General features: G+C 54.7%; 22 protein-coding genes and 1 tRNA gene. 5 read left to right on the top strand and 18 right to left on the bottom strand.

Annotated elements, in window-relative coordinates; all coding sequences use genetic code 11:
- Positions 1-137 precede the first annotated feature (137 nt).
- The 11 genes from ACT3R7_RS17755 to ACT3R7_RS17705 form a co-directional block, all read right to left on the bottom strand.
- Positions 138-623, bottom strand: a complete 486-nt coding sequence (locus ACT3R7_RS17755; RefSeq protein WP_192539359.1) for a C40 family peptidase — start codon at positions 621-623, stop codon at positions 138-140.
- Positions 624-831: 208 nt separating this feature from the next.
- The gene (locus ACT3R7_RS17750; RefSeq protein ID WP_193092428.1) at positions 832-1,461 is read right to left on the bottom strand and encodes a histidine phosphatase family protein; all 630 of its coding nucleotides are present in this window, start codon (positions 1,459-1,461) and stop codon (positions 832-834) included.
- Positions 1,462-1,514: 53 nt separating this feature from the next.
- Positions 1,515-2,330: a phosphonate ABC transporter, permease protein PhnE gene (gene phnE, locus ACT3R7_RS17745; protein WP_192539361.1), complete on the bottom strand. Its 816-nt coding sequence runs from the start codon at positions 2,328-2,330 to the stop codon at positions 1,515-1,517.
- A gap of 30 nt (positions 2,331-2,360) precedes the next feature.
- Positions 2,361-3,197 carry a phosphonate ABC transporter, permease protein PhnE gene (gene phnE, locus ACT3R7_RS17740; RefSeq protein WP_496199335.1) on the bottom strand — a complete coding sequence of 279 codons (837 nt, stop codon included), beginning with the start codon at positions 3,195-3,197 and terminating at the stop codon, positions 2,361-2,363.
- A complete protein-coding gene (phnC, locus tag ACT3R7_RS17735) occupies positions 3,194-4,039 on the bottom strand; it encodes a phosphonate ABC transporter ATP-binding protein (protein ID WP_192539363.1) in 846 nt (281 codons plus the stop codon). The genes phnE (ACT3R7_RS17740) and phnC overlap by 4 nt, the downstream gene beginning before the upstream one ends.
- An 80-nt stretch (positions 4,040-4,119) precedes the next feature.
- The gene (phnD, locus tag ACT3R7_RS17730; RefSeq protein ID WP_496199334.1) at positions 4,120-5,085 is read right to left on the bottom strand and encodes a phosphate/phosphite/phosphonate ABC transporter substrate-binding protein; all 966 of its coding nucleotides are present in this window, start codon (positions 5,083-5,085) and stop codon (positions 4,120-4,122) included.
- Between the two features lie 126 nt (positions 5,086-5,211).
- Positions 5,212-6,948: a bifunctional diguanylate cyclase/phosphodiesterase gene (locus ACT3R7_RS17725; RefSeq protein WP_496199333.1), complete on the bottom strand. Its 1,737-nt coding sequence runs from the start codon at positions 6,946-6,948 to the stop codon at positions 5,212-5,214.
- Positions 6,949-7,202: 254 nt separating this feature from the next.
- Positions 7,203-9,122 carry an alkaline phosphatase D family protein gene (locus ACT3R7_RS17720; protein WP_496199332.1) on the bottom strand — a complete coding sequence of 640 codons (1,920 nt, stop codon included), beginning with the start codon at positions 9,120-9,122 and terminating at the stop codon, positions 7,203-7,205.
- Between the two features lie 29 nt (positions 9,123-9,151).
- Positions 9,152-10,519: a sensor histidine kinase gene (locus ACT3R7_RS17715; RefSeq protein ID WP_496199331.1), complete on the bottom strand. Its 1,368-nt coding sequence runs from the start codon at positions 10,517-10,519 to the stop codon at positions 9,152-9,154.
- Positions 10,516-11,190: a response regulator gene (locus ACT3R7_RS17710; protein WP_192539368.1), complete on the bottom strand. Its 675-nt coding sequence runs from the start codon at positions 11,188-11,190 to the stop codon at positions 10,516-10,518. The genes ACT3R7_RS17715 and ACT3R7_RS17710 overlap by 4 nt, the downstream gene beginning before the upstream one ends.
- A gap of 50 nt (positions 11,191-11,240) precedes the next feature.
- Positions 11,241-11,612 carry a PepSY domain-containing protein gene (locus tag ACT3R7_RS17705; RefSeq protein WP_192539369.1) on the bottom strand — a complete coding sequence of 124 codons (372 nt, stop codon included), beginning with the start codon at positions 11,610-11,612 and terminating at the stop codon, positions 11,241-11,243.
- Between the two features lie 185 nt (positions 11,613-11,797).
- Between ACT3R7_RS17705 and ACT3R7_RS17700 the strand changes: the two genes are divergently transcribed.
- Entirely contained in the window at positions 11,798-12,274 is a 477-nt protein-coding gene (locus ACT3R7_RS17700; RefSeq protein WP_496199330.1) for a PepSY domain-containing protein, read from the top strand.
- 102 nt (positions 12,275-12,376) lie between these two features.
- Here the strand turns inward: ACT3R7_RS17700 and ACT3R7_RS17695 are convergent, their stop codons facing one another.
- Positions 12,377-13,726, bottom strand: a complete 1,350-nt coding sequence (locus ACT3R7_RS17695; RefSeq protein ID WP_496199329.1) for a Glu/Leu/Phe/Val family dehydrogenase — start codon at positions 13,724-13,726, stop codon at positions 12,377-12,379.
- A 110-nt stretch (positions 13,727-13,836) separates the two neighbouring features.
- Here ACT3R7_RS17695 and ACT3R7_RS17690 point away from each other — a divergent pair, with 110 nt between their 5' ends.
- Entirely contained in the window at positions 13,837-14,886 is a 1,050-nt protein-coding gene (locus ACT3R7_RS17690) for a DUF1853 family protein (protein ID WP_496199328.1), read from the top strand.
- Positions 14,887-14,966: 80 nt separating this feature from the next.
- Here ACT3R7_RS17690 and proB read toward each other — a convergent pair whose 3' ends face one another.
- The 4 genes from proB to rplU form a co-directional block, all read right to left on the bottom strand.
- On the bottom strand, positions 14,967-16,106 hold the full coding sequence (gene proB, locus ACT3R7_RS17685; protein WP_496199327.1) for a glutamate 5-kinase: 1,140 nt from the start codon (positions 16,104-16,106) through the stop codon (positions 14,967-14,969).
- A gap of 83 nt (positions 16,107-16,189) precedes the next feature.
- Entirely contained in the window at positions 16,190-17,380 is a 1,191-nt protein-coding gene (cgtA, locus tag ACT3R7_RS17680; RefSeq protein ID WP_496199326.1) for an Obg family GTPase CgtA, read from the bottom strand.
- A 140-nt stretch (positions 17,381-17,520) separates the two neighbouring features.
- A complete protein-coding gene (rpmA, locus tag ACT3R7_RS17675; RefSeq protein ID WP_018917617.1) occupies positions 17,521-17,778 on the bottom strand; it encodes a 50S ribosomal protein L27 in 258 nt (85 codons plus the stop codon).
- A gap of 31 nt (positions 17,779-17,809) precedes the next feature.
- Entirely contained in the window at positions 17,810-18,121 is a 312-nt protein-coding gene (gene rplU, locus ACT3R7_RS17670) for a 50S ribosomal protein L21 (protein ID WP_018917618.1), read from the bottom strand.
- Positions 18,122-18,437: 316 nt separating this feature from the next.
- Between rplU and ispB the strand changes: the two genes are divergently transcribed.
- On the top strand, positions 18,438-19,442 hold the full coding sequence (gene ispB / locus ACT3R7_RS17665) for an octaprenyl diphosphate synthase (protein WP_496199325.1): 1,005 nt from the start codon (positions 18,438-18,440) through the stop codon (positions 19,440-19,442).
- Positions 19,443-19,530: 88 nt separating this feature from the next.
- A tRNA-Pro gene (locus ACT3R7_RS17660) sits at positions 19,531-19,607 on the top strand.
- A 203-nt stretch (positions 19,608-19,810) separates the two neighbouring features.
- Here the strand turns inward: ACT3R7_RS17660 and ACT3R7_RS17655 are convergent.
- A complete protein-coding gene (locus ACT3R7_RS17655) occupies positions 19,811-20,200 on the bottom strand; it encodes a hypothetical protein (RefSeq protein WP_496199324.1) in 390 nt (129 codons plus the stop codon).
- Between the two features lie 157 nt (positions 20,201-20,357).
- A complete protein-coding gene (locus ACT3R7_RS17650) occupies positions 20,358-20,768 on the bottom strand; it encodes an IS701 family transposase (protein ID WP_496199336.1) in 411 nt (136 codons plus the stop codon).
- An 824-nt stretch (positions 20,769-21,592) separates the two neighbouring features.
- On the opposite strand from ACT3R7_RS17650, the gene ACT3R7_RS17645 reads away from it, so the two are divergent.
- Positions 21,593-22,105: a hypothetical protein gene (locus ACT3R7_RS17645; protein ID WP_496199323.1), complete on the top strand. Its 513-nt coding sequence runs from the start codon at positions 21,593-21,595 to the stop codon at positions 22,103-22,105.
- Positions 22,106-22,334 lie beyond the last annotated feature (229 nt).

Here is a 22,334-nt window from a genome sequence, read left to right as displayed (position 1 = left end):
CTAGACCTTATTAGATGTTTTTATACATCAAGACTACTTTATTAGTCTCAGAAAAGTTAATTAAAAAAACGGCCTCACCTACTAGACAATCTAGACCGCAACAGGCTGGGAGGCTACGTTAAAAAATAGCAGGCGTGTCAAGGCGCAAGCGTAGCCGCGCCTAAAAAGCGCTGCTGCCAATAGTCGATATCCAGGGGAACACTGACCACAGCGCGGCCACTGCCAGGGGCATGAATCATTTGTCGATTGCCACGATAAATGCCCACATGGGTTGCCTTGCTGCGCTCGCCAAAAAACAGCAGGTCGCCGGGTTTGGGCGTGTCGGCCGTGGGAAGGGCCCGAAACTGTTCATCAGCGGTGCGCGGTACACGCATACCGGCGGCGCGATAGGCCAGTTCCACCAGACCTGAACAATCCAGGCCATCGGGGGTATTGCCGCCAAAACGATACGGCGTGCCGATAGCCTGCTGCGCATGCGCCAGGATCAATACACGCTCCATGGAGAGACCTTCCTGAGACCCTGAAGGCGGGAGCTGAGTGATGTCAGTGCCACGGCTGGCACAGCCTGAAAGCCACATTAACAACATCAAAACGAACGTAAGTTTTCCCAACGTGACGGGCATTGGCGACTCTCCTTGTGGCAACGCCTCTTATCATGGCGCAAACCTTATGGTGCCGCCAAGCGTAACTAGGTTCTATCTGAAAATTTGGCGAGCGAAGGCAAGACAAGGCAAAAATCGGCGAAGAAACGGAGTTTACAGGTTGTAAATGAGTATTCTGAGCCGATTTTTAACGCCGTATTGTCGAGCGTAGGCACTTTTCAGGCAGAACCTAGCGCCCAATCCACTCAATAAAACTGGTTTCGCCCAGCGCATGCTTTTCATGGCGCACACGGCTCATTGCAGCGTAGGGCAAATCCATCGCCAATACGCGCCCCAACGGCTGCTCCAGTACCTGGCGCAGCAGGCCGTTGCAGACAAACAGGTGGGCCACGACCAGCACATGCTTGCCGGGCGGATTGGCCAATAGATTGCGCCATACTTCAGCCAGCCGGTGATCAAAGGCGTCAATGGCTTCACCTTGCGGTGGTGAAACCGTCGCCGGGCTATTCCAGAAGGCGCTCATGGGGGCGGTGCCCTCCTCGCTGAATACCTCTGCGTGGGTTTTACCTTCCCACTTTCCCAGATGCAGCTCAGCAAGGTCATCCTCGATCTGTACCGGCAGCTCAAACTCTTCACCCAGCCACAGCGCAAACTCACGGCAACGCATTAACGGTGACGTCACCACCGCATCATAGGGTGGCCTGCCGTCCACGGTATGGCGCATCACGGCATCAGTGACCTGCTGCCAGCCGGTTTCACTTAGCGGATGGTCGGTGGTGCCGCGCAACATACGCCCGCCCACGGGCTCACCGTGGCGCAATAAATCAATCGTCGTAACGCTTGCATCAGGAAAACGCATCCTGGGTTCCTTCATTTGGTACATGTCATGTAGAGACTTGTCATCAAACCGCTTTAAATAATCGCATGGCGCACGCGCGCGGATATCCACTCGGAAACCAGCACCGTCGCGAAGATCATCACAAAAATGACGCTGACCTGGTTCCAGGCGAGGGTGTTGATCGACGCGTTGAGCTGTAAGCCGATACCGCCAGCGCCGACCAGCCCCAGCACCGTGGATTCACGAATATTGATATCCCAACGATAAACGCTGATACCCGCAAACGCCGGCATGACCTGGGGTAGAACGCCGTAGTTCATGATCTGCAAACGACTGGCGCCGGTCGCACTGATCGCTTCAACGGGCGTGGGGTGAATTTCTTCAATGGCCTCATAAAGCAGCTTGCCCACAAAACCGATCGAACGTAGCGCAATGGCAATAATGCCGGCCAAAACGCCCGGCCCCAGAATGGTGACCAAAAGCATCGCCCAAATCAGCGAATTGATAGAGCGTGATGAGACAATTACCATCAGCGCCAGACTACGCACCAGTGGATGAGGCGTTGTGTTGCGCGCGGCGAGAAACGCCACGGGAAACGCCATCACAATACCCAGCGCCGTGCCGAGCGTGGCGATATTGAGAGTGTCCCACATGGGTTTCCAGAGGATGCTGGCATACTCCCACTTGGGCGGCATCATCCGGCTGAGAAGATCGCTCCCCTGGCGTCCGGCGTCTTCCACAAACACCCACATCGTATTATCGGAAATCACCTTCCAGCAAAGCAGGAACAGGCTGATTCCCAAAAGCCATGCGCCAAACTGCAGCCACTGGGCGCGCGTGGTACGCAGCCGCCAGACAGGTATCCCGTGTGAGGAAGTCGAAACAGGCATATCAGTTCTCCAAAATTACCCAGCCTGGGATTACTGCGTCCAACGGCGGACGTGGCTTGAGCTGTATTCACACAGCAGCACAATGGCGATGATGACCAGCAGGATGGCGGCCGAGGTATCGTACTCATAGCGGCTAAGCGATGTGTTCAGCGTGGCGCCTATACCGCCGGCGCCGACAATGCCGATTACTGACGACTCGCGGAAGTTGATATCCAGGCGGTACATGGAAAGCCCAATCAGGCGCGGCATGACTTGCGGCTGAATCGCGTGATTCATGGTCTGCCACCAGCTGGCACCGGTCGCCCGAACGGCTTCCACCTGACGCCAGTCCAGGTCTTCGATATCTTCCGCCAGCAGCTTGGCCATAAAGCCGATGGTGGCAAACGCCAACGTCAACATCCCGGCCAATGGCCCAAAGCCAAACATCACCACAAATAGAATCGCGATGATGATTTCCTGGAAGGTGCGCGATACGGCAATGATGCTACGACACACCACGTAAACCGGCAGCGGCGCAATATTGCGCGCTGCACCCAGGCCCACGGGAATGGCCAGCATGACGCCGATAACGGTGGACGTCAGCGTCATGGTCAGGCTTTCGATCAGCCCGTCGACGATATCGCCGCTGCGGCTCGTAAAATCAGGCTGAGCAAACGCGCCAATAAAGCGCAGGCCGCGGCTGGCGCCCTCGGCCACACGCGCCCAGTTAACCTCAACAGAGGCAAGCGCCAGAATTACATACGCCACGACGCCCAAAGCGATAGCCCAGCGTAACCATTGGCGATGGATCAGCGGTAACTTGCGCCACTGTCCTTGGCGGGCCGCCTGTTGGCGGGCTTCTAAATACGCCTCGGCGTGCTCACTCATGGCGCGACTCCACTCGCCATGGCGCCAGCAATATCCCGGCGCTCATATTGGGCAGGCGCGGGGTCGCTTTCAGGCTCATCCGCTGATTCCGGCGACGTATCCCAATCCTCTTCGCCGTAAATAGTGGTCAGGATATCGCTGGTCAGCTCGTCGGGGCGGCCATCAAATACGATCTGACCGGCCCGGAGGCCCACAATGCGGTCGGCAAACTGCTGGGCAAGCGCCACGTCATGAATATTGATAATTGTCGCCAATTCACGCTCAGCACACAGCTCGCGAATCAGGCGCATAATCTGGCGTGAGGTTTTGGGGTCAAGGCTTGCCGTGGGCTCATCCACCAGTAAAAGCTTGGGACTCTGCAGCAGCGCTCGGGCGATACCCACACGCTGACGCTGGCCGCCGGACAACGCATCGGCGCGCTTATCAATGGCATGAGGCAAGCCTACCCGCTCAAGTAGACGGAAAGCTTCGGCGACGGCGTCCTGGGGATAACGGCGCAGAAAGCTGCGCCAGAAGCCCACATAGCCAAGCCGCCCTGAAAGCACGTTTTCCATGACCGTTAGACGATCAACCAGCGCATACTCCTGGAAAATCATGCCCATTGAGCGGCGCGCCTTGCGCAGCCCGTTGCCTGAAAGACGGGTAAGCTCGACATCGTCCAGACGAATGCTGCCCTGGGTAGGTTCCACCAGGCGGTTCACACAGCGAATCAGCGTACTTTTGCCCGCACCGGATGGCCCGATCAGCGCCATCACCTGCCCTTTGGGCAGCGTAAGTTCGATATCGGTGAGCGCACGATCTCCGGTGGGATAACGCTTGGTAACGCCGCTGAGTGTCAACATCGTTCTACCTCTTATACATAATGTAACGGCCAGAAGGGGTTAACCTCCTGGCCGAATGTCTACAAAAATTATTGGCTGACTCAGTCGCAGTCGTACGTCACGCCGTTGGCATCAGCGATAGTGCGAATAACCGCCCACTGCTCTTCGTAGGTGATAGGGATAAATTGGGCTTCACCGGAATTAGCAAACTCTTCCTGCAGCGCAGAGCCTTCCCAGTCGTAGCTGAAGAACGCATCCTGAATTTTCTCAGCAAGCTCTGGGTTCAGGTTATGCGCCAAACCGTAGCCCGTGGTGGGAAAGGTTTCAGAGGTATAAATAATGTCGTAGTCGCCTTCATTGACCACGCCGCGGGCAATCATGCGCTTGCCTACCGAGTTGGCAATGGCAGCAGCGTCATAGTCTTTATTTACCACACCTAAAATGGAGTTATCGTGAGACCCAGAGAAAGCCGTCTCGAAGTCTTCATCGGCTTCCAGGCTATATTCAGAGCGTAACAGCGCGGAAGGCGCCCGGAATCCTGAGTTGGACGTCTCAGAAGTGAACGCCAGCTGACGGCCTTCCAGATCTTCGACCGATGCAATGCCGCTGTCTGGGTAGGTGATAATTTCCATCTCGTAACCAAAACTGCCGTCATCGGCGGCCATGATGGCAAACGGACGGAAACCGCCGCAGTTTACGGCAACCGGTACACCGCCGGTGTTAAAGCCTGATACATGCAAACGACCAGCGCGCAGGGCTTCCTGCTGAGCAGCGTTGGACTGCACCGGAAAGAACTGGACTTTTTTACCGGTTGTTTCACTTAGGTGATCAAGAAAATCAGCCCATACATCGGCGTAAACCGCCGGGTCTTCAACCGGGGTATAGGCAAAAATCAATGTATCGGGGTCGACCCACTGCGACTCGTCGCTCGGCGTATCCGCCACCATATCGCCATCGTTATCCACGTAGCGCGTAGAAAGATCTGCCGAGGCATTGGCCGTTACCAGAGCAAAAGCACTGATGACAGCCGCGCTGATCAACGTGCGGGGCAGAGACAAAGAGTGCATAGGTCACCTAATGTGTTGTTCGAAGATAGCGCTATCCTGCCGACACTAGATGACAACCCTAAGACACTCTAATGACTAATTAATGACGCATCAGAAAAAAACCAATAGAGATCAAAGCGCCTTGAATTAGCAGGTACGACGCTCCACAAACATACTGTTACCTACGATCTTCTTAGCCTGATGCTTTAACTCTGAAAGCTGCGCGGCAATGTCCAGCGCTTTGCAGACGGCGGGGTCGATAACCGGCTTAACGGCGACAGAGACGCTCACAAAAGGAAAAAAGCTTACGCTGCCCTGGCGGTTTTCAATCGAGATGCCACCTTGTTCACGGTCGCTGTCCTCATAAAAACCCGGAGCCATCACTTCAAACGAGTCCAGGATTTGCTGACATACGTTTTCCCAATGGCTTAACGGCAGCAGCATCATAAAATCATCGCCGCCAATGTGACCGATAAAGCCGCCCGCGTTGTCTACCTGGGCCTGAAGCAAACGGGATAAGGCAATAATGACATGGTCGCCACGCGCATAGCCGTAGGCATCGTTAAACGCCTTGAAGTTATCCAAATCAACATAGGCCGCGGCAAAGCCCGGCTCGGCGGCAAGATAGTTGGTCAGTGTTTCATTAATTAATATGTTACCCGGAAGTCCGGTGAGCGGGTTGGCATGGCGTGCCTGACGCACCTGTATAGCAGTAATCTCACGCAGCAAATCAATAATGCTGCCCATCCCCAGATAGTCACCATTGGCATCCACAATCACGAAGTCCTCCTGTTCGATATCGTGACTGTCGGTTAACTGCTGGCTCAATACTTCAAGCGGGGTATCCGCATGGGCTATCAATGGATTGGCATCCGCGATGTCCCAGACGCGGCGCTTGGAATAGAGCGAATGGCTATACGGGTTGGTGAACAGGGTTAAAAAGGCGTTACGGCGTACCACCGCGATAGGTTTGCCAGCATCTACTACCGCGACACAGCGCAAGCCGGTGTTATTTCTAAACCGCTCGGCCAATATAGGTACCGAACAGTCGGGCGAGACGGCCTCAATCATGCGAAAAATAGAACGTGCCGAGCGCCCGGCAGGACTGGTTAGCTGGTGAGTGGCCGGCAGCAGGGTATGTAGCTGCAACGGCGGCTCAAAGCTTGGGCGGGCAAAGTAGAACCCCTGAAGAAGCGCCAAGCTGCGGTCCAGCTCCCACAGGCAGAGATGTTCAGCCGCGGTTTCCACCCCTTCAGCAATCAGTTGGCAGTCGAGGCTACGCGCCACGTCTAGTATCGAGCGTAAAAACTCCCGCTTGGCGGGCTCCTGATCGATACCTGAAATAAAGTGCCGGTCGAGCTTGACGAAATCAGGGCGCAGCTCCGACCAGTGGCGCAAGCTTGAATGCCCTGCCCCTAGGTCATCAAGTGCCACCTTAAACCCCATATCGCGGTAGTGATCGACCGCTTGGCGCATTAACTCGTAATCGTGAATCGGCACGTGCTCGGTAAGCTCGATGACCACCCGCTCAGGCGGCAGCCCGCTTTCGCGGATAAACCCTAGCGTTAGCCCTTCCTCAAAATCGCGCTCAACAATGGTCAGCGGCATGACGTTTAAAAACAACAGCCCGGGAAGCTCAAGCGCGGCAAAGCGGCGAATGGCCAACCGCCTGCACAGCAGATCCAGCTCAACTAAAAGTCCCGCCTGCATGGCCACATCAAACAGGCGCAGCGGCGAATGAAGCGGCGACGTTTCAGGCCCGCGAATCAGCGCTTCATAGCCATAAATGGCCTGTTGGCTCGCATCCACGATGGGTTGAAACAACACATGCAGATCTTCTGCTTCAATAATGCGATTAAGCCAGTGTGCTTCTTGAGCGGTCATATGTGGGTTGCCTTATCAAAAGTCATGAGGGCTATTTGTTTATAAAGACTGTTACTAAAACTGTTGTTAAGGACGGTCGTTAAAGACAGTTCGTATAGCAGCGTCATTAAAACGGCCCACAGGAGCGAGCATAATCAAAATTTAATATCGACCTTAGGGGGTGTTAAGAAAGGCTTTTAACGCGGGCTGTCTTATCCGCCAGCGTGCGACATTTTTATGACGTTTGTATGACTACTAGCAGGCTATCGATAGCCTTACTGCTGTAAATCATCGGGGGGTGGGAAGACGACATCATTGCCATTGACATCTAGCTGGCGAATATCTACCGGGCGGCCTTCATCATCCAGGGTTACCAAGCCAATGCCGCTGGCATTCCAGAGCCGTTCCCCGGCACTGGCTCCACTGGGGTCGCGGGGATGAATACTCAGCTTACGGCGCTTGGTAAACCAGTTAAGCGGCGACCAGGGCGCGTAAAGCCAGCGGTTAAGCCGGTCAAAAGTGTTTAACAGCTGAACCGGGAAGGTATTCTTGATGCCGCTGGAGGTCACCTGCCATAAATGCGGCGCTTGCTTTTGGCGGCGCACAATAATGTCGTAAGCAAACGAGTAGTGCACATCGCCAGACAGAATCACGTAGTTGCCCGGCGTTTTTGAGTGTCGCCAGATTTGCAGCAGCACGTTGGCCGCCCCGCGGTGGGCCATCCAGTTTTCGGCATCCACCACCAACGGTTTACCCACCCAGGTAAACAGCTTTTGAACGCCCTCAATCAGCTTTACCCCAAACATGGGCGCCGGCGAGACAATCACGGCGCTTTTACAACCCAGCAGGGCCTGCTGCATTTCCATGAGCGCCTCCCAATCCATTAAGCCGGAAGGATGCTTGGGGCTACGCTCGCTGCGCCAGCGACGAGTACGGGTATCCAGCACAATCAAGGCGGGCGTGCCGGGCACCTGAAATTCCCAGCCCTGAAAACGCAATAATCTCTCGATCAACGCATCCTGCTGACTAATCGAAAGCGGTCCTGTCTCAGTCAGTAATTCAGTCGCCTGCTCGATCAGCGGATTGAGCTTATCCGGTGCATTGCCCCACCCCTGACACAGCAAATAGGCCACCAACGCGTTGCCAATAATGCGTTTTGAAAACGGATGGCCGTAAGCGCAGCGCTCCCACTCGGCGGTCAGGTTCCAGTCGTCGGTGACATCGTGGTCGTCAAAAATCATCAGGCTGGGCAGATGGGCCAAAAGCCTTGCGCACTGCGGCAAGCCTGCCACAAAGTCCTCCACAATGGCCTGCTCCTGCCGGTAGTTCTCGGCATCCTTGGCGTTAAGGGCAGGCTCATCAGGCGTCATGATCTGCCAGGGAACCGGCGACCAGACAAGGCAATACATGGCGAGCATTTCCGCCAGCGTCATCAAATGATTAGACGCATTGGCCGAGGTGAATACCGGTTTCTTCACCCCGCCAAAAAAGCGTTCGCGCAGGGCCACATTACTGTTGATATCAGGTAGTAAAGCTTCACGCTGGTAGTAACTTTCAGGGGCAGCGTAAAGCGCCTGGCTGTCCTTGACCGTCGCCCCCTCAAGCAGCTCGTCTACCAACCCCAAGCGCTCAATCAAGGTATGCGCGGCGCGCAGCATGGGGCCTGCCACATCATCGACATAGACCTGGTCGCCGGTCATCAGCAGCCACGCTGGCCATTCGGTAGGCGCTTGCTGCCTTTCGGATAGAAATTGGTCAGCGCGCACGAGCCCATCGGCGCTGGCATGGTGGGGTTTACGGCACGAGCCGTGCATTAGCCGATGATGGCGCGAGGCGATGACGAATGCCGGATAGGCCGCGCCTTCATAACATAGCCAGGGCGCCCAGTCGGGCAGGGCCTGCCATTCGCCTTGCGTCGTTTGGATACGCAGGTCGTACTCTATGCGTTCGTCGGTGGGCAACGCCTGAGGTAAGCGAACATCGATCAGATAGATAAAAGCGTGTCGGCCAATGGGCAAGCGCTGGTGGTGATCGTTAACATTAAACCGCTGCTCGTCGCGATCCCCGGGGCGCAGCACCAACGACATCGCCAGTGGGCGCGAGGCAACCAGCCACATTACCAGGCGTGTAGGGCTAATACGCCGCAGCAGCGGGCCCACCAGTACACCAGGCAGTGCATTATCCACAGCGGTCATAGCGTTTGCTCTTTATTAACCACGGGTTGTTAACCACGGGCTATCACAGGAAGTTCGATAGATACCTTTAACCCTCCCGCCTCGGCGCGTTGAAGTTGCATGTCACCTTGGTAGAGAGTGACGAGATCTGCCACGATTGCCAGGCCCAGACCGCTTTGTGAGCGCTGCTCATCCAAACGCTTGCCGCGCTGAACCGCTTCCTGGCACTCGGCTTCCGTCATACCGGGGCCGTCATCGCTCACGGTCAGTTGAAGGGTCAAATCCACTGCCTGCACCTCAAGCGTTACCTCGTGGCTTGCCCAGCGTAGCGCATTATCCAGCAGGTTACCGATAAGCTCCTGAATATCCTGAGTGTCCATATGCACTCGCGGCTGACTTTCCCAGCATTGCTGTAAGGTAATATTGCGCCGCTGCGCAAGCCGACCCAGGCCACTCAATAAGGGAGAAAGCGTGCCATACACATCAATCGGCGCAAAACGCCCACCTTCACCAGCGGCCGAGGCCCGCGCCAAGTGATGCCGCACGGCGCTGTCCACGCGGGTTAATTCGACATCCCAGGCGCTCCGGCGCTCTTCGGGCAGTTGGCGTACCAACAGGCGCATCACGCTTAACGGGGTTTTCAGCGCATGGGCCAAATTGCCGGCCGTATGCCGCCCTCGCTCGATCAGCCGCTGGTCACGCGCCAATACGGCGTTCATGGAAGCCGCGAGCGTGGCAAGCTCATCAGGAAGATCAACGGCTAGCTGCTCGGCCCGCCCCTGCTCGACATCTTTTAAATTAGCCTGCATACGCCGTAGCGGCGCAAGCCCCCAACGCACTTGCAAGCCGAGTACGCCCAGCAGCAGCGCGCCCAGGCCCAGCAGCCCCAGCCACAGCAAACGCTGGAACTCGTGCATATCGCTGACCAGCTCGTCATTCCGAGCGCCGACACTAACATGTAGCGGTGCTTCTAATGGCGCCAGATAGATATCGCGCTCCACCACGCGCAGTGATTGTTCCCGCGGGCCCGTCACTTCACGACCGCTGGTTTTTTCATCATCGGTTACCGGCAGACGCTGATCCCACAGCGAGCGCGAGGTAACAGAATGCCCCTGCTGGTCGGTAATCTGCCAGTACCAGCCTGAAAACACCTGATCAAAGCGTGGGTCACCCAGCGCCCGCTCATAGCGCAGCTGTTGAGTGAAAGGATCAAAGGCAACGCCTGCAATTATCACATTTAGAGTGGCTTCAAGTCGCTCGTCAAAAGACTCCGTCGCGGCCTTTCGATAGTGGTGTGACAACAGCGTGCCCGCCACCGGCAGGGCAATCCCAATCATCAGTAAAACAGCGAGCAGCAACCGCAGGCTAATCGAGCGGCCCGACCAGCGGGTTCGCCATGAGGGCGCAGGCTTACTCATTGATCGTCTGGCGCTTCAGCCAACAGGCGGTAGCCCAACCCTCGAAGCGTGGCAAACCGCCAGGCACCCAACTTACGGCGCAGCCGACTTATCTGTACATCGATAACGTTTGAATCAGGCTCATGATCGCGGTCGTAAACGTGTTCAGAAAGCTCAATGCGACTAACCACACGCGGCGCGGCGTGCATTAAATAGCTCAGCAGACGCGTTTCCTGGGCGGTTAGCCCAACCGGCCTTCCCGCCAGCGTGACATGTTGGGTGTGGGTATCCAGGCTTATTTCGCCGACTTTAAGCACCGGGTGCGAATGGCCGTGACTGCGGCGCACCAAGGCACGCAGGCGAAACAATACTTCAGCGGATTCAAAAGGCTTGGTGACATAGTCATCTGCCCCAGCAGTAAAACCGGCGGCTTTATCGGCCCAGCGCTCGCGGGCGGTTAATATAAGCACCGGCAGATCGATACCATCTTCACGCCAGGAGGCGAGCCAGCGGGTGCCGTCGCCATCGGGCAGGCCTACGTCAAGAATCAACGTATCGTAGGTTTCCGTGCGCACTAGAAAGTCGGCCTCCTGGCCGTTTTCTGCATGCTCAACCAGCCAGTCACCATCGCGCAGTGCCTGGCTAAGCTCGCGCGCCAACGCCTGGTCATCCTCTACCAGTAAACACTTCATGTTATATGCCTTATGCGGGCTTGATTTGACAGGCTCAGGATTTGACAGATTCAGGGGCGGCGCATTTCGTTGATACGCACGCCCTCAATCGACATCAGCTGACCGCTGTGACCATCAAATTCAAACTCTACCACCTGATTTTGAGGGCCCAGCATTTTTATTTCATACTCGACCGCGCCTTTTTCACGCTCAACTTCTACCTCTAATACCTCACCGATATAATGCGCGTCCAGCCAGTCCAGTATGCTTTCTAACGACACTACATCGCCACGCCGCACTTCGCCATGCAGCGCTTCCCAGTGCTGATCGCCCACGGCGCTACCCGAAAGCAGCGCAGCCGAGAGCGCCCCGCCACCGATAAACGACATCAGGTGCTGGCGGGATTGCTTGAGTAATATGTCAAAACGCGCAAGTGCTTTCATAGGACAAGGATGCCAAAGGCAACATGAATGCCAGATGAACGGCTTGTTCAGTCTAGGGAAATAAGCGGGGTGCTATAAATACTCTGTCACATTCACGAAATGCCATTACTTGCCTAAAGCAGTTAACGACTGAAGAAGTAGTTAAAGACTAGAGAAGTATTTAAAGACTAGAGAAGGATTTTGCCATGAACGCCATGAAGAAAATGCTGTTGATCCCGACTTCTGCCCTACTCTTCGCTGCGGCGGCAGGTAGTGCTCAGGCAGACTCGCTGCCCATGGATCGCATTGATGACGTCTTAACCCACGCCTCAGAGTACGGGTTCAGTCATTATGAGGAAATTAGTATTAAAAGCCGTGGCCGTGCTGAGGTAGAAGGCTGGCTGGACGATGAGTGGTATGCCGACATTGAGTTTTCGCTCGATAACGGTGAAACGCTACAAGAGAAGCGTGAGCGTTTAATTACCGGTGCATGGGGAATGAGCGAAGACGATATCCGTCAGGCACTGGAGGTAGCGGCTCAGGAAGGCATGGTCGAGTTTGAAGACCTGGATATCGATAAAAGCGGCATCATCGATATCGAAGGGCGTGACGAAAGCGGCCGTGAGCTTGAAATCAGCGTACGTCAGGGCTCTTCTGAGGTTACCCAGATCGACCGTGATTAAATAACTGTGATTAAATAACCGTGATTAAAAAATAGTTATTAAAAACAGTTAGCTAATCGTTAAGCGGGTTCCCTTTGGGCGCCCGCTTTCGTTTGCCTGCGCTTAACGGCAATCCAGACAGTTACCGCGCGCCATAAGGGCATCGGCAATACGCTCAATGCCCTGACGATAAGCGGCCTGCCGATAGGTAATATTTTCCTGCTCGGCGCGGATCAAGACGCTCTTCGCTTCACTGATTAGCCGCGCATCCAGACGCTGGTTCACATCCTCTTCGCTCCAGGTTTCCCCCCCCCGGTTTTGCAGCCACTCAAAGTAGCTAACGATCACCCCGCCCGTATTGGCCAGCACATCGGGTAATACCGGGATATCGCGCTTGGCTAATGCAGCGTCAGCGTCGCTTGTGAGCGGCCCGTTGGCGATTTCCAGAATTGCCCCCGCTTGTACTGCCTCGACGTTGTCACAATGGATCTGGTTTTCCAGCGCGGCGAGCACTAAGACATCCACCTCCAACGCCAGTAGCTCCTCCCCGCTGATTTGCGTACCGGCCTGACTTTTGGCCAGCTGGCCGTGCTGGTCTTTGTCCTGTTTAGCCGCCGCAACGTCCAGACCGTCAGCGCTGTAGATAGCGCCGCTTGAGTCGGAAAGCCCAACGATCTTATAGCCCCGCTCACTGGCTAAACGGGCAAAATGGTACGCGGCGTTGCCAAACCCCTGCACGGCCACAATCGTTTCCTGAGGTTCACGCTCATTCTGCTCGGCCCATAGATCCAACACTTTTAGTGCCCCTCGGCCGGTCGCCGAAACGCGTCCAGGCGAGCCGCCCAGCGGCAGCGGTTTTCCCGTTATCGCTGCGGGCGCATGGGCACGCACGATATGTTCGTACTCATCGATCATCCAACCCATGACAATGGCATCGGTGTTAACGTCCGGCGCGGGGATATCGCGGTCAGGCCCCATGATATCGGCAATCGCTCGAATATAACCTCGCGCTAAACGCTCGCGCTCAAGCGCCGAAAGCGCCTTGGCATCGACCTGAACGCCCCCTTTGCCGCCACCATAAGGCAGCCCCACCACCGCGCACTTGACCGCCATCCAAAAACTTAGCGTAGTAACTTCATGCTGGTTAACATCGGGGTGAAAGCGTACACCGCCTTTGGCGGGACCGAGGCTTGTATCGTACTGCACCCGCCACGCGGGAAACGCTTTTAAGCTGCCATCATCCATACGCACAGGAACGCTTACCTGAAGCGACAGGCTCGGCTGCATTAAGCGCGCCTGGGCGTCAGGGTGAATGTCCAGCTCCCTGAAAACATCTTCAAGACGCGAACGCGCATCTTCAAACAGCGATGCGCCGGTTTGCGGCGTTAATGCTTGCGGGGCGGTCTTCTGTGCCTGGCTCTTCGAGGCGTTTTTGTCTTTCGCTTTGGCCTTTTTCGATTTGGTCTTGCCCATTCAGCACGCTCCTTTCCTTGGCGGGTGGCGGTTATCACGCTAATGTCGCTGTATAGGAAAGCGTAGCAGCTCAGCGCCAGTTAAGAGCACCACCTTCAAAGGAGAACTTCTTGCTGAATGCCCCGCCTGCTGAAGGCGTTTGCCGCGAACGCTATCCGTCGTCAGAACTGCCGTCGTCAGGGCCGCCCGTACTCTGTGATCTGGCATGGCTTGCGCTCACGCCTGACCTTATTGAACTGCCGCCCCCCATTCCCGATGGCGGGCGCCCGACGCTTCACGAACTAGGTTTAGAGCGCCATTTAACCGCTTGGCTTTCGGCGCTTACTCCCGCATCGCTTGCGGCGGTCAGCCATCAGCAGGCAACGCGCATGGGGCATTATCATGAACGGCTGTGGCATCTTCTGTTAGACACCGCCCCCAATACGCGCCTGCTCGCCAAGAACGTGCGGATTTATCATAAGCGCATCACGCTGGGCGAGCTGGATATGGTCTACCGCACGCGCGATAATCCGGCGCCGGTGCACTTGGAAGTCGCCATCAAGTTCTATCTCGGCTTGCCTGACGGTCATGGACCGGCGAACAGCCTAGACCGCTGGATTGGCCCGGGAGGGCTGGATAGCCTGGCGTTGAAATGCGCCCACTTGCGCCGCCACCAGCTGCCGCTTTCCACAACGCCGCTGGCGCTTGCCACGCTTGCACACTGGTTAACCCCCCGCGACACGATGCCTTATTCACTCAATGTGGGTGAGTTTCTTACCCATCGCATCGCCATGCCCGGCGTGCTGTTTTATCCCTGGCATACGCCATTGCTCGCCCCTCAAGGGGCAACGCTTAACCACCGGCGGGGCTTATGGTGCTTTTTACGTGACTGGCCCGCGCTTGTAGATAGCTTGGTGGATTGCTCGATGGAGAACTCAATGGAGAGCTTAGCCACACCGATACGTATGGCCTGGCTGCGTAAGCCTCACTGGTTAGCGCCGCCCAAAGTTGAGGATTTTGAGCCAATCGCCGCAGTAATGCCGGGCGTAGAGCGCTTGATTGAGCAGTACGGGCCGCAGCAGGTGATGCTGTATATGCCCCATCAGCAGCGTGTTGAACGGGTGTTTATCGTACCCAATAGCTGGCCCCGCCAAGTACCGCTACCGTCACGTATGCAATAACGGTCCATATAAAAACGCCGCTTACTGATCACAGTAAACGGCGTTTTGTATTGCCTATTTTCAGCTAAAGCGCGCTTGCGCTAGATCACCACGAGGTTATCGCGGTGAATAAGCTCATGGGCTTCTACGTAGCCTAGAATCGCTTCGATCTGGTGGCTGGGCTGCCCGACTAACAGGCGTGCTTCCTCAACACCGTAATTGACCAGGCCCTTGGCGACGGGGGTGCCCTGCTCATCAACGCAGACCACCATATCGCCACGCTTGAACACCCCTTTAACGTCACGCACACCCACCGGCAGCAGGCTGGAGCCTTTTTCACGCAGGACTTTTATCGCCCCGGCATCCAGCACCAGCGTGCCGCGCACCTGCAGCTGGCCCGCCAGCCAACGCTTACGCGCCGCCATAGGCGCCTGCTCAGGGTGAAGTAACGTGCCTAGCGCCTCGCCGCTCATAATGCGAGTAATAACCTCAGGCTGACGGCCGCTGGCAATCACCGTCACCGCACCCGAACGCGCGGCAAGCTTGGCCGCACGCACCTTGGTGCTCATGCCGCCACGTCCCAGCGCCCCACCACTACCAGCCACGGCGGCAAGACGTGGGTCATCGGCACGCCCTTCGGCAATCATCTGGGCATCAGGGTTATGGCGCGGGTCGGCGTCGAACAGGCCTTCCTGGTCGGTAAGCAGCAATAACGCATCGGCTTCCAGCAGGTTGGCCACCAAAGCACCCAGCGTGTCGTTATCGCCAAAGCGGATTTCATCGGTGACCACCGTGTCGTTTTCGTTGATCACGGGAACCACGCGCATTTCCACCAGCGTGCGCAGGGCCGATAGCGCATTCAGGTAGCGCTTGCGGTTGGAGAGATCGTCATGCGTCAGCAGAATCTGCGCCGTGAGCATATCGTGGCGGGCAAAATGCTGCTCATAGCACTGGGTAAGGCCGTTTTGACCCACGGCCGCCGCGGCCTGCAGTTCATGCACCGCACTTGGGCGTGCCTGCCAGCCTAAGCGCACCATGCCGGCCGCGACGGCACCAGAGGACACCAGCACCACTTCGATACCCTGCTGATGCAGCTCGGCCACCTGGTCAACCCAGCCGCCAATGGCCGCTTCATCCAGGCCACGCCCGTCATTGGTCAGTAGCGCACTGCCAATCTTAACCACCACTCGGCGAGCGCGGCTTAGCGCACGGCGGCCGCCCCCCAGCTCATGACTCTCCATCCGTTTCTACCTTATCAGGCACGTTATTAAGTACGTTGACCGCTAAGCGCTAGCACATTGAGCAAGCACGCCCGCATATTTCATCAGGGCGCGTATTCGACCTCAACGTCGTAATCATCGTCATCGAAATCTTCGTCGTCTTCGTCATCAGGCCGCTTACGACGACGCCCCAGACGCTCTTCGATGCGGGCTACCGACTCTTCTTCCATACGGCGACGCATTTCCTGCTCGCGAGCCAGCGCGTCTTCATCTTCGTTCTCAAGGCGACGCTGCTCGGTCAGCCAGCGGTACGCGGCCTGAACCAGCTTGTCCGTGCCTTCACTGCTAATCGCCGAGATGCGGAACACCGGGCCTTCCCAGCCAAGCGCGTCAATGATCGCTTGAGCGCGTTCTTCACGCTCATCTTCCGGCAGCAGATCAAATTTGTTCAACACCAGCCAGCGCGGGCGCTCGGAAAGCGCCGGAGAGAACTGGCCAAGCTCATGAACAATAGCCTGGGCGGCTTCTACCGGGTCAGACTCATCAAAGGGTGCCACATCCACGACATGAAACAGCAGGCGCGTACGGGTCAGGTGCTTTAGAAAGCGCAGCCCCAGGCCAGCACCGTCAGAAGCACCTTCGATCAGCCCCGGTACGTCCGCCATCACAAAGTGTTCGTGCATCCCCAGCTTCACCACCCCCAGGTTCGGCACCAGGGTGGTAAACGGGTAATTAGCCACTTTAGGCTTGGCCGCTGAGACCGAGCGAATCAGGGTGGATTTACCTGCATTGGGCATGCCCAACAGGCCAACATCCGCCATGACTTTCATTTCAAGACGAAGATTACGTCGGTCGCCTTCGGTACCTGGCGTGGTGCGTCGCGGCGCACGGTTGGTAGACGACTTGAAGTGGATGTTACCCAACCCACGACGGCCGCCTTCAGCCACCAGTACTACCTGGCCAATTTCGGTGACATCCGCGATGACTTCCAGCGTATCAACGTCCACAACGGTGGTGCCTACCGGGACCTTAACGTGTAAATCTTCACCGGCTTTACCGCTCATCTGACGGCCCATGCCGCCCTGGCCGTTTTCAGCCTTGTAGAAACGCTGAAACTTGAAGTCGACCAGCGTATTGAGCGAGTCGTCACCAATCAGGTAAACGCTGCCTCCATGACCACCGTCACCACCATCGGGGCCACCTTTCGGTACATATTTTTCGCGGCGAAAGCTCAGACAGCCATTGCCGCCTTTTCCCGCCTCAACAATAATCGAGGCTTCATCGACGAACTGCATAGATTCTCCCGGCCGCTTTCGCCGCCCTATATGCAACCCCCTTGTTTCCGTGAGTAGAACAAGAGGACTTAAACAGACAAAAAAGCCCCGCCATAGCGGGGCTTTTTTTCATTAACTACGCTCTACGCAACCTGAGTTGCTTATTCAGAAACGATGCTAACGAATTTGCGGTTTTTCGGGCCTTTGGTCTCAAACTTCACAAAGCCTTCGTTCAGTGCGAACAAAGTGTGATCACGACCTAAGCCAACGCCAGTACCCGCGTGGAAACGCGTGCCGCGCTGACGAACGATGATGCTACCGGCGTTCGCTGCTTGGCCACCGAAAAGCTTAACACCGAGGCGTTTGGATTCGGAATCGCGACCGTTACGCGTGGAGCCGGCTGCCTTTTTATGTGCCATTGCAAAATTCTCCTTTCAGGGAATGAACCGCTTACGCGGAAATTCCAGTAATTTTGACTTCAGTGAACCACTGACGGTGGCCCTGACGCTTCATGCTGTGCTTACGGCGACGGAATTTGATGATGGTTACCTTGTCGCCACGACCGTGAGAAACGATCTCAGCGGAAACCTTGGCACCACTGATCAGCGGCGCGCCGATGTTGAAATCATCGCCATCTGCAACCAGCAGCACTTCATCAAACTCAATCGTTTCGCCGGTAGCGACTTCGATTTTCTCAAGCTTGAGGGTCTGGCCTTCTTGAACGCGGTACTGTTTGCCACCGCTCTTGATAATTGCGTACATGTCGCTCTCCGGACTTGTCGTTAATGCGGCTATGCCCTGCATAACCAGCGCTCATCACTTACGCTCTTTCGAGTCGTGCTCTTATCAACCTGCTGCGAGTGGCGCCCCTTTTGGCAGCCATCTGACAGGGAGCATGATGAGTGGGTCGCGGATTATAACGACAATCGCTCTCTACCACAAGACTACTGGCCGTTGTCAATTGATGTTTATTATCTGCTGTACGCACCATGCCTTGAACGCGCCTTGACGCTTTCCCGGCAGCCCCATAGCATGACTTCAATTTAGTCCTTTCCACCTGCCGCGATGAACGGAACCCATGACCGCCAACGTCTCCCCACCCCCGACTGCCAGCCCAACGCCCTCACCGCTGCACGCCGTGGTGGCAGATGACTTTGAAGCCGTCAACCGGACGATCGTTGAGCAGCTCACCTCGAAAGTCCCGCTCGTCGAAACCATTAGCCAGTACATTATTGAAAGCGGCGGCAAACGCTTGCGGCCAATGCTGGTTCTGCTGGCAGCCCGCTCGCTGGGCTACCAGGGTGACAAGCACATCACTCTGGCCACGCTGATCGAGTTTATGCACACCTCGACGTTGCTCCACGACGACGTGGTGGATGAGTCGCATCTGCGGCGCGGCAAAAAAACCGCCAACGATGCCTGGGGTAACGCGCCGTCTATCTTGGTCGGTGACTTTCTCTATTCACGCTCGTTTCAGCTGATGGTCGATGTTGGGTCGATGCAGATCATGGCGATTCTCTCCAGCGCCACCTGCACCATTGCCGAAGGCGAAGTGCTGCAACTGACCAATATTGGCAACCCGAGTATTTCTGAAGCGGATTACTTTGAAACCATTCAAGGTAAAACCGCCATGCTGTTCGAAGCCGCCACCCACAGCGGCGCCGTGCTTGCCGACGCCACGCCTGAACAAGAGCAGGCGCTCAAGCTTTACGGCCGTTACCTCGGCCTTGCCTTCCAGTTGATTGATGACCTGCTGGACTATCAGGGCGATGCAGACGCCATGGGTAAAAACGTCGGCGATGACCTGGCCGAAGGCAAGCCCACCCTGCCGCTGATTCACGCCATGGAGCAGGGCACCCCAGAACAGGCCAAGCTGATTCGCCAGGTGATCCGTAAAGGCGGCCTGGAGCAGCTGGATGAAGTGCTGACGATTATTCACGCCACAGGCGCGCTTGAGTACACGCGTAAGCGCGCCGACGAGATGGCCGATAAAGCACTGGCGCAATTAGAGTTCCTTCCGCCCAGCCCTTACCGCGACAGCATGGCCCAGCTCGCCCGTCTGGCCGTTGATCGGCAAGCATAAAATTCGCATTCCAGCGGTACCGGGGCTTGATAAAAAGTCCCTAACTGTGTAAGATTCGCCCCGTTGTTGAGCACTGCTCAACAACGTTCGGAATATAGCTCAGCTTGGTAGAGCGCTGCCTTCGGGAGGCAGAGGTCGTAGGTTCGAATCCTGCTATTCCGACCAAGAACACTATTAAAAACGGCCACTTAGCTATTGCAGCAAGTGACCGTTTTTTGTTGGTCACGTCCTAGTTTTCAGCTTTAATTCTAAGCGCGTGATGCACTTGGCATTGCTTTTAACACCCACGGCCTACACCAACAAGGCAAAGGTTGCTTCTGTATCCCTGCAGCATATTTACAAGACGAGCATCAATCAACTGCGAACTATTAGTAGTATTTACCGTCGTATTTTTCCAGCTTCTCTACATTATCAATTCTTATTGCTGTTCCACTCGTAAACGGTGCAGCCCACGAAAATGCAGAGGGCGACCTCCCTCCTTTTACCCCCACTACCGCATTTGCTCCTACTTTTCTTGCCTCTTGAACTAGAAGTGGATATAGAGTTTCAACGCTATCGTATCCAGTTCTTGCATTTGCTTTTACGTGACCGACCACCTCATATCCAATGTTCGTTGGAACGGTAGACGTTGTTACATATACTGGGTCAGTCGTCCAATTTTCTTGAGAGATAGCTGGTGCTGACGACGAAGAAACAGAAGCGCACCCAGTAAGGCAGGCGAGAACAGCTAATGTTGAAACCAAAGTCCCCTTGGACATTTTTTTATTTCTCCATTTATTAAACTGACAAGTATTTTATTTAGTGATTGTGTAGCTCACGGCATAGCATGGAGATCTCCAACGCTAGGTGCAACAGTAGGTTAATGAACGCGTAATCTTGAATATAGGTACAGGTCACTTCCAACACAAAGGGCTGTTATTGCTCTTCAAACCAAAGGCGCAGGCTCCTGCCACCCCCATAAAAGCTATCCCCAGTGACCCAGGCAGCGGGAATTCCTTGATTCAGCGCTTGCTCAAGCATCCGGCGCGCGAGTTCAGGTTTGCTGGCAAACCCTACGTCATCCGGGATACCGGCACGCCAACAACGTTCGCGATCCTGTATCCAGGATTTGGGCAGGTAGAGAGCACTATCCAGAAATGAATGGCTTGCCTGGCTAGCATATAGAAGAAAAACGCCAATCTGGCTATTCTCGATACGACCGGAGGTGCCACTATACTGGCGCTGCACACCGGCTGAGTGCTGCCCTTTTTTAATAAAACCGGTTTCATCAAGCACGAGAACACCGTCACTAGCACCCAATGTCTCAATCACACATTGCCGAAGAATATCGCGTGCGCCGCCTCATCCCAGCGCGCCTGGTCTAGAAGATATTGCACACTATCGGGTGTAGCATCCCCGGCCCATTCAGCAAGATGCCAACCGTTTTTACGTTCGCACTGACTGAGTAACCCCTTGATGCAGCGGACGGCACAATCACGCGTCTTTGAACGAGGAAAGAGTGGGCCTAACCGAGCAGCCAGATCATCCATCAATGCTGAAATAGGGAGACACAACTCATGCATCATACATTTTTCACCAAGGGACTATCTTGATGCCCATCACATAAAGTGTAGTTCACTCAGTTACGACTGCAGTACTAGAGCGCTCAAGGGCAAAACGCCAGTTAGATTTATCTTTAAACAATGACCAAAATAGCCAAGAAATTCTATAACGACCTAAGATATTGCTTTACGAGACAAACACATAAAATTAATTGTAAGTTATTTCTTACAAAACTTATCATTTTCATCTAGTAAGGATGAAAACAACCGAACACCTAAATTGTCATTTATGTTGAATTAATTTTTATAAATGTGTAGATTACCGGCTTCAAAATTACTAAGATCACTAATCCTTCTTTGTGGCAATTTACAAAACTAGATAAAATCTATTTAGAGAATTCGATAATCACACTTTATTATCGAATTTATTTATTAGGTAAACAGGTGGCTTAAGAATGCGCTCGTAGCGTTTAGTCAAACTAACTATCTACGAAAGATAGTATTTTATTGAAATTGATGATTATTTTACTTAGAAGGCAGTTAGCAATACTGTTCATACCGTAAAGGCGGAAAATATCGCCTCTAATATTACCAACTCAAGGGATCGCAATGAATAAGCTAAAAATTACATCAGCCATGGCTGCTTTAAGCGTTTTGTCAGGCTGTGCTTCTATCGTCGGTGATAAAGAACAATCCATTACGATTAACAGCACACCTAATAACGCCAATGTAATTATTACTGACGAGCGTAGTCAGCAAGTTCACTCTGCCACTACGCCTACAACTGTTCAGTTAAGAAAATCTGATGGCAGCTACTTCGGTGGCAAAACTTATACTGTTGAAATTTCAAAAGACGGTTATGAATCACGCACCATGATGATTAACTCCAATGTTAACGGCTGGTATATTGGTGGCAACATCATCTTTGGTGGTTTAATTGGTTGGTTGATCGTAGATCCACTTACTGGCGCTATGTATAACCTTTCACCTGATAGCATCAATACAACACTAGGCGAAAGCGTTGCCTCCAACGATAGTGGAGATGCCAATATCACACTGGTATTGATTGAAGACGTACCGCCCAACCTGCTTAACGATATGCAGTACATTGGCAAAATTTAATTACCTGGGCACATGCCACTTATTACTATCAGCATACGCTGGGCTTCCGCCTTAAATAGGCTGATTCGGTAATCGTGTTTTCTAGATAGTTAAAAGCACCTCCTACTAAAAGGTTATGTGATTACTTATCACTAGCCTGGGACACCACATTGAAAGAAGGCCACGGTGTTTTACCGTAGCCTTCTTTGGTTTTATATCCGTCTGAAAAAGAGCAAACAGATAGCGTCAT

The sequence above is a fragment of the Halomonas sp. AOP43-A1-21 genome (genome assembly GCF_052376775.1).
In the GTDB taxonomy this organism is placed as follows: domain Bacteria; phylum Pseudomonadota; class Gammaproteobacteria; order Pseudomonadales; family Halomonadaceae; genus Vreelandella; species Vreelandella colorata.
The sequence above is the reverse complement of the archived record's forward strand: the minus strand, read 5'-3'. Positions and strand labels throughout refer to the sequence as shown.

Coding starts and splice junctions, on each gene's coding strand:
- ACT3R7_RS17755 (WP_192539359.1), bottom strand. CDS start 623: ATGCCCGTCACGTTGGGAAAACTTACGTTCGTTTTGATGTTGTTAATG.
- ACT3R7_RS17750 (WP_193092428.1), bottom strand. CDS start 1,461: ATGCGTTTTCCTGATGCAAGCGTTACGACGATTGATTTATTGCGCCAC.
- phnE (WP_192539361.1), bottom strand. CDS start 2,330: ATGCCTGTTTCGACTTCCTCACACGGGATACCTGTCTGGCGGCTGCGT.
- phnE (WP_496199335.1), bottom strand. CDS start 3,197: ATGAGTGAGCACGCCGAGGCGTATTTAGAAGCCCGCCAACAGGCGGCC.
- phnC (WP_192539363.1), bottom strand. CDS start 4,039: ATGTTGACACTCAGCGGCGTTACCAAGCGTTATCCCACCGGAGATCGT.
- phnD (WP_496199334.1), bottom strand. CDS start 5,085: ATGCACTCTTTGTCTCTGCCCCGCACGTTGATCAGCGCGGCTGTCATC.
- ACT3R7_RS17725 (WP_496199333.1), bottom strand. CDS start 6,948: ATGACCGCTCAAGAAGCACACTGGCTTAATCGCATTATTGAAGCAGAA.
- ACT3R7_RS17720 (WP_496199332.1), bottom strand. CDS start 9,122: ATGACCGCTGTGGATAATGCACTGCCTGGTGTACTGGTGGGCCCGCTG.
- ACT3R7_RS17715 (WP_496199331.1), bottom strand. CDS start 10,519: ATGAGTAAGCCTGCGCCCTCATGGCGAACCCGCTGGTCGGGCCGCTCG.
- ACT3R7_RS17710 (WP_192539368.1), bottom strand. CDS start 11,190: ATGAAGTGTTTACTGGTAGAGGATGACCAGGCGTTGGCGCGCGAGCTT.
- ACT3R7_RS17705 (WP_192539369.1), bottom strand. CDS start 11,612: ATGAAAGCACTTGCGCGTTTTGACATATTACTCAAGCAATCCCGCCAG.
- ACT3R7_RS17700 (WP_496199330.1), top strand. CDS start 11,798: ATGAACGCCATGAAGAAAATGCTGTTGATCCCGACTTCTGCCCTACTC.
- ACT3R7_RS17695 (WP_496199329.1), bottom strand. CDS start 13,726: ATGGGCAAGACCAAATCGAAAAAGGCCAAAGCGAAAGACAAAAACGCC.
- proB (WP_496199327.1), bottom strand. CDS start 16,106: ATGGAGAGTCATGAGCTGGGGGGCGGCCGCCGTGCGCTAAGCCGCGCT.
- cgtA (WP_496199326.1), bottom strand. CDS start 17,380: ATGCAGTTCGTCGATGAAGCCTCGATTATTGTTGAGGCGGGAAAAGGC.
- rpmA (WP_018917617.1), bottom strand. CDS start 17,778: ATGGCACATAAAAAGGCAGCCGGCTCCACGCGTAACGGTCGCGATTCC.
- rplU (WP_018917618.1), bottom strand. CDS start 18,121: ATGTACGCAATTATCAAGAGCGGTGGCAAACAGTACCGCGTTCAAGAA.
- ispB (WP_496199325.1), top strand. CDS start 18,438: ATGACCGCCAACGTCTCCCCACCCCCGACTGCCAGCCCAACGCCCTCA.
- ACT3R7_RS17655 (WP_496199324.1), bottom strand. CDS start 20,200: ATGTCCAAGGGGACTTTGGTTTCAACATTAGCTGTTCTCGCCTGCCTT.
- ACT3R7_RS17645 (WP_496199323.1), top strand. CDS start 21,593: ATGAATAAGCTAAAAATTACATCAGCCATGGCTGCTTTAAGCGTTTTG.